The sequence below is a fragment of the Acetobacteroides hydrogenigenes genome (assembly GCF_004340205.1).
GTDB lineage: Bacteria > Bacteroidota > Bacteroidia > Bacteroidales > ZOR0009 > Acetobacteroides > Acetobacteroides hydrogenigenes.
In genome coordinates, this window is sequence record NZ_SLWB01000001.1 from 254,967 (window position 1) to 265,760 (window position 10,794).

The window sequence follows — 10,794 nt, forward strand, 5'->3', positions numbered from 1 at the left end:
TATTCTAGCGAACTATTCTACCCGACGCGCGCCATCGCTGATTACAACATCGTAAACAAGAGGTTTCTTGCCAAAGCGCTCTTCGAACTGAGCTACAGCCTTGGCAACGAACTCGTCGTGGTTGGCTTCGGCAACAACGGTAATGGTACAGCCGCCAAAGCCGCCTCCCATCATTCGAGAGCCAATAACACCTGGCACCGACTTAGCCACATCAACAAGGAAATCTAGTTCGTCGCAGCTAACCTCGTAGAACTTGCTTAGCCCTTCGTGCGAGCCGTACATCTCGCTACCAAACAAAAGGATATCGCCGCTCTTAAGAGCCTCACAAGCAGTATTCAGGCGGATATTCTCCTTAACCACATACTCGCAACGGTTGTAAACAACAGGGCTAACCTCATCCTTTACCTCGGCAAGCATTTCGAGAGTAACATCGCGTAGGCTTTGCACCTGCGGATGCTTCTTTGCGATAACGCCAACCCCCTCTTCGCACTGGCTCCTGCGCACGTTATACTCCGAAGAAGCCAAAGTGTGCTTTACGTTGGTGTCTAAAAGAATTACCTTATATCCGTTTAGCTGAAAAGGAACCAGTTCGTACTCCAAGGAGCGGCAGTCTAGCTTCATTAGCATGTCCTTTTGCCCATGCAGCGAAGCAAACTGGTCCATAATTCCGCAACGAACACCTGCATAGTTATGCTCGGCAAGTTGTCCAACCTTAGCAAGCTGCATACGGGTAAGCCCAAATCCATTCATATCGTTAATGGCAAAAGCAAAGGCGCTTTCGAGAGCTGCTGACGAAGACATTCCTCCACCTAGAGGCACGTTGCCTCCAAATACGCAGTCAAAACCAGGGGTGGTGTATCCCAAAGCCTTTAACTCCATAATAACGCCCAAAATGTAGTTTGCCCAAGAGTAAGGGGTCTTTTGCCCGTTTGCGACAAACGAAGTCTCCTCTTTAAAATCGATAGAGGCTACATTAAACGCATCTGTTCCGTTGGGCTTTATCTCCAAAACAATAGCTTTGTCGATTGCTCCCGGAAGAACAAAGCCAAGATTGTAATCGGTGTGCTCGCCAATAAGGTTAACACGCCCGGGTGCAGCATAAACAGCCCCAGTTGCACTAAACCTATCGCGGAAAAATTTTCTAACTGTTTCCTTTAACATTTTTGTTGTACGTGGTTACCACCAAATGGTGTAGATAAATATAAGAATTGCAATTATCACAAGCGAGGTAATCTTGAAGCCTATCCCGGTGTTAAACATACCCTTTTCGAGAACAATTGACTTGGCGCTTTCGGGCTTCTTCTCAATGTATGCAGAGATAACCATGACAAGCACACAGATAAAGAATACGATCATCATCCTATCCATAAATGGGATCTCGGGAGTAGCAACCTTCAGAATAAACGAGAATACGAATGTTCCTAGAGCTGCAAGTAAGGCGCCATTTGCAGTGGCCCTCTTCCAGAAGAATCCAAGAAGGAAAATAGCAAGAGCACCTGGGCTAACAAATCCCGTAAACTCCTGAATAAACTGGAATGCTTGATCGAGATTTTGGAGCATAATGGCAACTGGGATTGCGATAAGAAGAGCAACACCTGCCGTAATTCTACCAACCTTTACAAGGTGAGTTTGAGAAGCATCCTTCTTGATGTAGCCATTATAGATATCCATTGTAAAGATGGTAGAAATGCTGTTCATCATCGAAGCTAACGAGCTAACAATAGCAGCAACAAGCGCAGCAAATGCCAACCCCTTAACTCCATTTGGAACAAAGTTATGTAGCAACCAAGGGTAAGCAGCATCAGGCTTAGAGATCTCGTTGTAGTGTGCATTGGTAGGATCGCTGGTGATTACAAAGGCAACAATACCAGGAATAACAACAATAAGAGGAAGAAGCAGCTTTAGGATTCCGGCAAAAGCCAAACCAGACTGAGCTTCCTTAACGCTCTTAGCGGCTAGCGCACGCTGAATAATGTACTGGTTACATCCCCAGTAGTAGAGGTTGGCAATCCACATTCCACCAATAAGAACGCTCAAACCTGGAAGGTTAGAGTACTGAGGGTTATCCTTGCTAAGAATCATATCGAACTTCTCTGGAGCCTTTTCGGTAAGCTTAATAAAGCCATCAAAAGCACTACCATTGTCGCCAAGGAACTGAAGAGCCACATAAGTGGTAAACAAGCCACCTCCGATAAGGAAAATTACCTGAACTACGTCGGTAACAGCAACCGATTTAAGACCACCGTAAACCGAATAGGCGGCAGAGAAAAGACCTAACACAACAATCCCAAACCAAAGCGGATCTACGCTGCACCCCATGATTAGAAGGTCCTTACCCTCGAACATCACATTCTTAATGGTAAGCGCACCTAGGTAAAGAATAGAGGCTAGGTTAACAAAAACAAAAACAGCTAGCCAGAAAATGGCCATGGTTGTTTTTACACGTTTATCGTAGCGCTGTTCTAGGAATTCGGGCATAGTATAAATTCCCATCTTAAGGAAGATTGGGAGGAAAAATACGGCAACGATAATCAGCGTAATTGCGGCCATAAACTCGTACGAGGCAATACCCATTCCGATAGCAAACCCCGAACCCGACATACCAATAAACTGTTCTGCCGAAATATTAGAAGCAATAAGCGACGCTCCAATTACCCACCAAGGTAATCCCTTACCAGCTAGGAAGTAGTCTGATGCATTCTTCTTTTCTCCTTTTTTTTCTCTCGATACCCAAAGGCCAATCCCCAAGATTAGGAACATATAGCCAATAAGGATGCCATAGTCTAAAACGTTAAATGTCATGTGTGCTAAAGTTTTTGATTGAACTGGTAAACTATACTGTGAAAGTACTCGTTGCCTGGTTGCAGAAGAGTACTTGGGAAAGACTCAATGTTAGGGCTGTTCGGATAGAATTGAGGCTCTAAGCAAAACGCGCTTCTAGATGGATAAACCTTACCATGCTTTCCAGGCAGTACTCCGTTATCGAAATTATCGGTATAGAACTGAACGCCAGGAAGCGTAGTGTACACATCCATTGTACGACTCGACCTAGGGGCCACCACACGCGCACAATGAGCAAGCCCCTCCTCTTTTCTGTCTATCACGTAACAATGATCAATTCCTCTACATTTTATTATAGGCTCGTAATCGGCGGCAACAACGCTGCCAATAACCTTGCTCTCTCGCAAATCTAAAGGTGTGTTGGCAACAGGCAATATATTCCCTGTAGGAACCATATTTACATCCGTCTCAAGATAGTAACTCGCATTTACGCTCGCAATATGATCGAGAATAGTTTCGCTGCTATCTCCATTCAGGTTAAAGTAGGAATGATGGGTGAGGTTAATGTGGGTAGGCTTTGTTGTAGTTGCTCTGTAGTCGATAGAAAGCCTCATATCGTTGCTCCATCGGTAACAAATCGCGATATTCAAATCACCAGGAAATCCGTATTTCCCATCCGGTATGCTACAGGAAAAGCAAACCGAATCGTTTTCGACCTCGTAGTTCCAAATCTCTGCCTCAATAGCGCTGCTGCCACTGTGAAGAAGGTTCGCGCCCTCGTTGGGCGTAAGGTTGTAGGTGTGCCCGTCAATCGTAAATGAGGCATTTTTGATGCGGTTAGCAAAAGGACCCGGATTTGATCCAAAAAAGCGTTCGCCGTTAAGGTAACTATCCAAATCGTTGTAGCCCAGCACAACATCGGCCAAATCGCCAGTTTTATCGGGCACAACAAGCGACACCAGCTTTGCGCCGTAGCTAGTAACCTTTACGTATGCTCCACTCTCGTTCTCAAGAGTTATCAAATCGACTTGCTCTCCTTTAGGTGTAACCCCAAACTTGTCAATTGCTATTTTCATGTGACGAAGTCTCTGTTCGTTTGGTTTAAGGGAGCAGCACAACGCGCTGCCGCATAACGTGCTGCTCTTGTATTACCGATCTATTCCCAAAGCTTATTTGGATACTCTCCGCAGGCAATCAGGCTGTTCAATTTCTCAACAACAGCAGGACGATCGCCCTGATAGGTAACACCGAACCATTGCGCATTGGTATCCAAAACCTTTAAGGTCGATGTACCATCGTTGATGAGCTTGTTAACCACTAGTGGAATAAAGAACTCCGACTTGATGTTCTCCATATTATTAGCAAGGAAATCGGCAAACATAGCATCCGAATGCTCGAAGTAATCGGGTGTGAAGCCCCACATATTCATCGAAACGATAGTGCTTGCATCAACAGCCACCAGCTGATCATTTTCGTCCTTATACTTAATCACCCCGTCGATTTTTTCGATGCTGGTACGCTCAACCACTCCGGTTAGGTTTTTGTTGGCATCAGTGCTGCAAACCCCACGCGATACAGAGCCCATCTCCGAAAGCGTGTTGCCTAGGTGGTAGCCCACCATGCAGTACTCGTTTTTCTTCCCGCTGATTTCGCTAAGAAACTTTCCAAGAACGGCAAATGCATCCTTTCCGTAGAAATCGTCGGCGTTGATAACTGCAAATGGCTCCTTAATGGCATCCTTTGCCATCATAACGGCGTGATTGGTTCCCCAAGGCTTGGTGCGCTCTGGGTTAAGGGCAAACTGGCTTGGAATCTTATCCAGCTCCTGAAGCACATAGTCTACTTCTATTTGGTTTGCGTAGCGCTCTTTAGAGAATACCTCCCTAAACTCCTTTTCGAAGCTGCCGCGAATTACGAAAACTACCTTGCCGAATCCGGCGCGGATAGCGTCGTAAATCGAGTAGTCCATTATGGTTTCGCCATTTGGTCCAAGACCATCCATTTGTTTAAGACTGCCATAGCGGCTTCCCATACCGGCAGCAAGTATCAACAACGTTGGTTTCATCCGAATAAAATTGTTTTTAAAGGTTGGATGCGACCCGCATAACAAGGTTTTGCATATATCTGTTTGCCACTGCTAGCCATGCGGGTTTCATCTTACTATTATTTATGATGGTTGTTTAAAGTGAATCGCGAACAATTAGCGAGAACGGATTTTCAATCTGGGCTGCTGTCTTATTTAGTATAAAGCTGGCTAGAGTTTCGCCCATCTTTGCAAAATCGGTTGAAATGGTTGTAATACCATTGGCCACCACCTCCTTCAGCGGAGTATCATTCAACGAAATAATACCTATATCAGAACCTATCGCCAAACCTTGATTACGGGAGAGCTTAACCAGCTCTACAAGGTGCGCATCGTTTACCACGAGGTAAACCTCACCCTCTTTCACAGATCTATTTCTCAGGTCGTTTATAACATCAAACGGCATATTTACCTCTTTACAGAAACGGATAAAGCCTCGAAGCTGAGACTCGGGCTCTTTTCCACCAGGATAAACCGATATGATCTTTCGATACTTGGCAATCCGATCCTTTGCCTCCATTAAGCCGCTATAAACCTGCTTTTCGAAGTTTTGGTATATTGTCGGATAGTTTCCCCTTAGCTCAACAGGTAGCTGATCTAGAATGTAAACCTTACCTTTTAAGTCTCCCAAAATAGAGGATATGCCCGTAAACTGAGCTGGCATCACAACATAAGCGGTATACTTGTAGTTGTTCTCTTTAAGAAGGTGGTTAAATATCTTTCTATTGAAATTATGGAAATAAAGGTCGACGTTGGCCTTATCCCCAATCGTTCGAATAAAAGAGTTGTAAAGCTCCTCCTTAAAAGCATTCAGCTCATCATAAAGCAGCATTATATTCTGCTCCATGTTCACGTTGGTAGAGCACACGTAGTAAGCCTTTCCCGGATGCGCTGCAATAATACCCTTTGATTTCAGCTCATTATAGGCTGTAAGAACCGTATCTCGCGAAAGGTCGAACTTTTCGCAGATTTCGTTAATCGATGGCATTTTATCGCCCAAAACCAACCGCTCTTCACCAATAGCGTCAAGAACAGAGTTGATAATCTGCTTATACTTAGAAACAGACAGGCTTTTGTCGATGCTAATAAAATCGAGTTGGCACATAGATTTCCCTCTTTTAACTGGTGGGTAAAGGTAGGCAAAAAACAATACAGCTTAGCTTAAGCTTGCCTATATACTGGCGATTTAACGTTTTCTAGCGGCTTTTATTGCTTGTGAAATATCACCTATGCAACTTAATGCATGACCGTTCGGTATTTTGCTGTTTTTTTACTGGTACGAACCGTACTGGTAGGATAGGGCGGAATCTGGCATGTCGATCAGCATGGGAAACTCCATCCTTAGCGGCTACCTGTTGGGGGAATGGGATGCCAAGAGGTTACCGCTGCTGCCGTGGTAATTAGCAGAAAGACGAACTCTTTAAAACTCTCTGCTTAACGATAATTTTTTAGGACTTTTGGCTATATTCGTTTCTGAATGAGGTGAAGGTAGCTCCTTCACCGATAGCCTAACCCCTAAATTTGCAGCGTATGCCATTGAACGATCTTATCTGCATAACCTTCTCCGACGACGAGAAGAAGGCCATAGACAACGCCCTAGCCACGCTGGAGCAGGTGCTGGAGGGCAAGGTGGTAAACCTTACGCCCCTGCAGCGCAAGAAGTACAGCCGCGTAAAGTACAACATGGAGGGATGGGTGAACCGTTCCTCAAGCTTCCTCTACAACAACCCGCACCTGATCCCCTCGTATGTTGATGCCTCGAAGCTAAAGCTCGACCTAGAGGCGCACGGCTACCTAAATCCGTTAATCGATAAAATGTCGCTTATCCTTCAGGGGCTGACGGACACCAACCTGCTGCTGGGCACCGACATCTACAACGCCTGCATGGGCTTCTACCGATCGGTAAAGGTTGCCTATAGGGGCAATGCGGCAGGCTCCTCAGCCATCTACGAAGAGCTTAAAAAGCAGTTCCCCGGTGGCAGAAAGAAGAAAGTCGAAGAGTAGCGATGGTCCATTAAATGCAATATGTCCTGTTCCTTCGTAAAACGAGACTTGTTTTTACGGCCTGGCAGCGTACAGAGGCAGGGCTACAAGTATCTCCACCATAGCTTAAGCCCATCTCGAAAAACCCCTAAATGTATTTCCGATATACATTTAATGTACTTCTGATATACATTAAATGTATTCCCGCAATACATTACAGCTATATTTGATATACCTCAAATGTATATCGAATATACGTTGAATACATTTCTGATATACCCATAATGTATTTCTGATATACTTTAAATGTATTTCCAATATACCTCGAATGTATATCCGATATACTTTAAATGTATTTCGGATATACATTTAATGCATGACGATGATCGGCTATTGCAGTGGTGGTGTAAACAAAAAGGGCCCCCGAAGGAGCCCTTAACCATAAGTTCTTATTCCGCTAGGAATGGGTATCGGTAGTCGGTAGGTGGATTTAGCGTCTCCTTAATCGAGCGTGGGTTGGTCCAGCGGATCAGGTTAAGGTAGCTACCTGCCTTGTCGTTGGTTCCCGATGCGCGTGCACCGCCAAAAGGCTGCTGTCCAACAACGGCTCCGGTCGGCTTATCGTTGATGTAGAAGTTGCCTGCGGCATACTTCAGCTTTTCGAAGGCCACCTCGGTGGCGTAGCGGTCGTTCGAGAAGATCGATCCTGTTAGCGCGTAAGGAGAGGTAGAATCTACAAGCTCCAGCGTTTCCTCAAACTTAGCATCCTCGTAAACGTGAATGGTTAGTACAGGACCAAATATTTCCTCTTCCATCGTAACGAAATGAGGATCGTTGGCTAGGATAACGGTAGGCTGTATGAAGTACCCCTTGCTCTTGTCGTAGGTTCCGCCGAATACGATCTCGGCATCCTTGGTGTTGCGGGCCTTCTCGATGTAGCCGGTAATCGAATCGAAGGCAGCCTCGTCGATAACGGCATTTACAAAGTTGGAGAAATTACGAACGTCTCCGACCTTTATATCTGTAAGCATTTTACCCATGCTATCTTTTACAGCATACCACATCGATTTTGGGATATATGCACGAGAAGCTGCCGAACATTTTTGTCCTTGAAACTCGAATGCACCACGAACCAGCGCAACGGCAACCTGCTGCACATCGGCCGATGGGTGTACCATTACGAAATCCTTACCGCCGGTTTCGCCAACAATCTTAGGATACGAGCGATAGTTAGGAAGATTTCGAGCAATTTCGGACCAGAATGAGTTGAAAGTCCAGGTAGATCCGGTGAAGTGAACGCCGGCAAACTCGCGATGAGCAAAGATCTCCTTGCCTATAACAGACCCTTTACCAGGAATAAAGTTAATTATGCCATCAGGTAGGCCTGCCTCCTTGTAGATTTGCATTAGGTAGTAGTTCGAAAGAATTGCCGTTGTAGCAGGCTTCCAAACCACCGCATTTCCCATAATCACAGGCGACATGCAGAGATTCGATGCAATAGCGGTAAAATTAAATGGGGTAACGGCGAATACAAACCCTTCGAGCGGACGATACTCCATGCGATTAACCACATCGGTAGTTGGCGACATTGGCTGATCGGCATAAATTTGAGACATGTAATATGCATTAAAGCGAAGGAAATCGATGGTTTCGCAAGCAGAATCGATCTCGGCTTGGAAGGCATTCTTACTTTGACCTAGCATGGTAGCTGCATTCATAACAGCTCTATACTTCTTTGCAATAAGCTCTGCAACCCGAATAGCAATGGATGCCCTCTCAACCCAAGGAATATTTTCCCATTTTTTACGAGCTTCTACAGCAGCCTCAATTGCCATTCGCACCTCTTTTTCTCCGGCCATGTGGTAGGTTGCTAAAACGTGTCCATGGTCGTGAGGCATGACAACTTTACCTAAGTTGCCAGTTCTAATCTCTTTTCCACCTATAATCAGTGGTATATCAATTTGTTGAGATGACATTCTCTCAAGTTCTGCAACCAACTCAAGCCGCTCGGGCGAATTTGGCGCATAGCTCAGAACTGGCTCGTTCTTTGGCTTTTCGAATCTAAAGACTGAATTATTCATACTGGTAGATTAAGTTTGTAACATATCGCGATCAAAGTTAAAAAATTTGAAATACCAAAGATGATTTTTGTAGAAAATTTTACCTAATTACAACCAGATGCAAGCCTCGTATATAAAGCAAAAGAGGGTTGCCTTATAGGCAACCCTCTTCTATTTCCTATTGAAAAATCTTACTTGCTAGACTTATAAGTGTCGTTCAACCCCTTAATAACATCATCAGTAATGTCTAATGCCGCATTACCTACAAGCACTGGACCACCATACAACGTAGTGCTCACAATTACAGAGTACCCCTTAGTCTTATTATACTCCTTTAGGAAGTCTACGATCTTTGAATGAATGTTCCTTAAGGCAACTTGCTGCTCTTCGGCAAGCTGCATACGATACTGATTTTCTTGCTGAGATAGAGACTGCTGCTTCTGTTGAAGACGACCTTGCATTTCTTCTGCCTGAGAACGAGTAATCAACCCCTTTTGAGCTTTATCTTGAAAATCAACAGCTTCTCGTTGGAAATTCTGAACCTTAGACCCGAACTCGTTTTCAATTTTTTTAGTTTTATCCTGCAACGATTTATTTAGGTCTGCAGCCATATCGTACTTCGCCAAAACGGTATCGATATTAACGTACGCTATTACGCTTTTAGCCCCTCCAGCAGATACTGCGGTCGTTGCTTTTTCTTCTCCCCCTTTTGAAACAAAGAACAAAATGTAGAGACCAAGCACTGCAGCTGAAATAGCGATGTAAAAAATTAATGCTCCTTTTTTCATAAAAGTTTTTTTGATTTTCGTTGTTTAATGCAAATATATACGAATTTATTTACGCTCTACCCTAAACATGCAAAAATACTTTCGTAAAACAAACCTCTAATTTTAAACAACATACAAATCAGCACTAGAATTCGGGACAAGGAACAGCCTTCCACTTCTTCCGTCCTTGCGTGCTAAACTCATAGGTTAGCGATATTTCGTGAGCCCCTCCCGAATCTACCCCAAAATTAGAGAGCGTAAGATCGTAGCTGTAAGCAATATTAAATTTAGGAACCTTCAGTCCAATTAAGAAGGCGAGCGCGTCAGTTCCAGAATTCTTTGCAATTGGAATACCCCTGTACCAAACCCCAACCATAATAGGACGCTTATACCAGTACAATCCAAGATCAAACTGGTGAAATATTCCTTGTTGCTTATAGTTAAACGCAGCCGTCACACTTTCATCTACAGGCCTAAGATAGTATCCCTGAATAACGAAACGGTAGCCACCATGAACTGAAAATTTAACAGGAAGCCTATTCTCCAATCCAAGAAGCGATCTATCAGGACGAAGTAGGTGGTCGAGCGCAAAGCCAACCCAAACATTAGGGCCGACTAAAAGTGAAGACGCTGAAAAGTCGAAAGATCGTTTAGATGCATTTCCCTTCAGATTTGAGATCGAACTGCTCTGACCTCCCGATGATAGTTGATCACCTAGTACAATATTAGAGTAATCAATAGATCGTTGATCGTAGTAGAAGCCGACTCCAGGACGCACATACCATTCGAAATTCAGAGGGATATTGTACGAGTAAAGCACCCCAACAAGGGTATTAGACAGGTTTAACGATCCGGCAACGTCTCTAAAAGCAATTAGCCCAAAACCACTTTTCAAATTATAGAAATAGTGGTCAACAGCCACATTAAAGGTGTTAAACGAATTGCTTAACCCCGTCCATTGATTACGATAGCTTGCAGTTAAACGTGAGTCTTTTACAGCACCGGCAAATGAAGGTGATAGATAGAGCGAATTGGCATAAAATTGAGTAAACTGAGGATCCTGAGCCTTAGCCAAGCCCCCCCATAGCCCAAGTACCAAAACAAGCAAACATTTTCTTAA

The 10,794-nt window shown here is 44.3% G+C and carries 9 protein-coding genes; 1 reads left to right on the plus strand and 8 read right to left on the minus strand.

The features are described 5' to 3' along the window. Positions 1-12 precede the first annotated feature (12 nt). From galK to CLV25_RS00960, 5 genes are all read right to left on the minus strand, one after another. Entirely contained in the window at positions 13-1,161 is a 1,149-nt protein-coding gene (galK, locus tag CLV25_RS00940) for a galactokinase (RefSeq protein ID WP_131837760.1), read from the minus strand. A 15-nt stretch (positions 1,162-1,176) separates the two neighbouring features. Then, complete coding sequence (locus tag CLV25_RS00945) at positions 1,177-2,802, minus strand: sodium/sugar symporter (RefSeq protein WP_131837761.1); 1,626 nt, start codon at positions 2,800-2,802, stop codon at positions 1,177-1,179. 5 nt (positions 2,803-2,807) lie between these two features. Next, complete coding sequence (locus CLV25_RS00950; protein ID WP_131837762.1) at positions 2,808-3,857, minus strand: aldose epimerase family protein; 1,050 nt, start codon at positions 3,855-3,857, stop codon at positions 2,808-2,810. An 80-nt stretch (positions 3,858-3,937) separates the two neighbouring features. Beyond that, a complete protein-coding gene (locus CLV25_RS00955) occupies positions 3,938-4,846 on the minus strand; it encodes a nucleotidyltransferase family protein (RefSeq protein ID WP_131837763.1) in 909 nt (302 codons plus the stop codon). 115 nt (positions 4,847-4,961) lie between these two features. Beyond that, positions 4,962-5,969 (minus strand): GntR family transcriptional regulator, encoded by a 1,008-nt coding sequence (locus CLV25_RS00960; RefSeq protein ID WP_131837764.1) that lies wholly within the window; start codon positions 5,967-5,969, stop codon positions 4,962-4,964. Between the two features lie 425 nt (positions 5,970-6,394). On the opposite strand from CLV25_RS00960, the gene CLV25_RS00965 reads away from it, so the two are divergent. Further along, positions 6,395-6,868 (plus strand): hypothetical protein, encoded by a 474-nt coding sequence (locus tag CLV25_RS00965; RefSeq protein WP_131837765.1) that lies wholly within the window; start codon positions 6,395-6,397, stop codon positions 6,866-6,868. Between the two features lie 428 nt (positions 6,869-7,296). Here the strand turns inward: CLV25_RS00965 and pruA are convergent, their stop codons facing one another. The 3 genes from pruA to CLV25_RS00980 all read right to left on the minus strand — a co-directional run bounded on the left by pruA (position 7,297) and on the right by CLV25_RS00980 (position 10,773). Then, positions 7,297-8,928 (minus strand): L-glutamate gamma-semialdehyde dehydrogenase, encoded by a 1,632-nt coding sequence (gene pruA / locus CLV25_RS00970; RefSeq protein ID WP_131837766.1) that lies wholly within the window; start codon positions 8,926-8,928, stop codon positions 7,297-7,299. A 170-nt stretch (positions 8,929-9,098) separates the two neighbouring features. Then, positions 9,099-9,695 (minus strand): OmpH family outer membrane protein, encoded by a 597-nt coding sequence (locus CLV25_RS00975; RefSeq protein ID WP_131837767.1) that lies wholly within the window; start codon positions 9,693-9,695, stop codon positions 9,099-9,101. A 124-nt stretch (positions 9,696-9,819) separates the two neighbouring features. Further along, a complete protein-coding gene (locus tag CLV25_RS00980) occupies positions 9,820-10,773 on the minus strand; it encodes a PorP/SprF family type IX secretion system membrane protein (protein ID WP_165876949.1) in 954 nt (317 codons plus the stop codon). Positions 10,774-10,794: the final 21 nt, after the last annotated feature.

What these genes read in the sequence shown, in the direction of transcription:
- galK (WP_131837760.1), bottom strand. Translation starts at nt 1,161, where the DNA reads ATGTTAAAGGAAACAGTTAGAAAATTTTTCCGCGATAGGTTTAGTGCA.
- CLV25_RS00945 (WP_131837761.1), bottom strand. Translation starts at nt 2,802, where the DNA reads ATGACATTTAACGTTTTAGACTATGGCATCCTTATTGGCTATATGTTC.
- CLV25_RS00950 (WP_131837762.1), bottom strand. Translation starts at nt 3,857, where the DNA reads ATGAAAATAGCAATTGACAAGTTTGGGGTTACACCTAAAGGAGAGCAA.
- CLV25_RS00955 (WP_131837763.1), bottom strand. Translation starts at nt 4,846, where the DNA reads ATGAAACCAACGTTGTTGATACTTGCTGCCGGTATGGGAAGCCGCTAT.
- CLV25_RS00960 (WP_131837764.1), bottom strand. Translation starts at nt 5,969, where the DNA reads ATGTGCCAACTCGATTTTATTAGCATCGACAAAAGCCTGTCTGTTTCT.
- CLV25_RS00965 (WP_131837765.1), top strand. Translation starts at nt 6,395, where the DNA reads ATGCCATTGAACGATCTTATCTGCATAACCTTCTCCGACGACGAGAAG.
- pruA (WP_131837766.1), bottom strand. Translation starts at nt 8,928, where the DNA reads ATGAATAATTCAGTCTTTAGATTCGAAAAGCCAAAGAACGAGCCAGTT.
- CLV25_RS00975 (WP_131837767.1), bottom strand. Translation starts at nt 9,695, where the DNA reads ATGAAAAAAGGAGCATTAATTTTTTACATCGCTATTTCAGCTGCAGTG.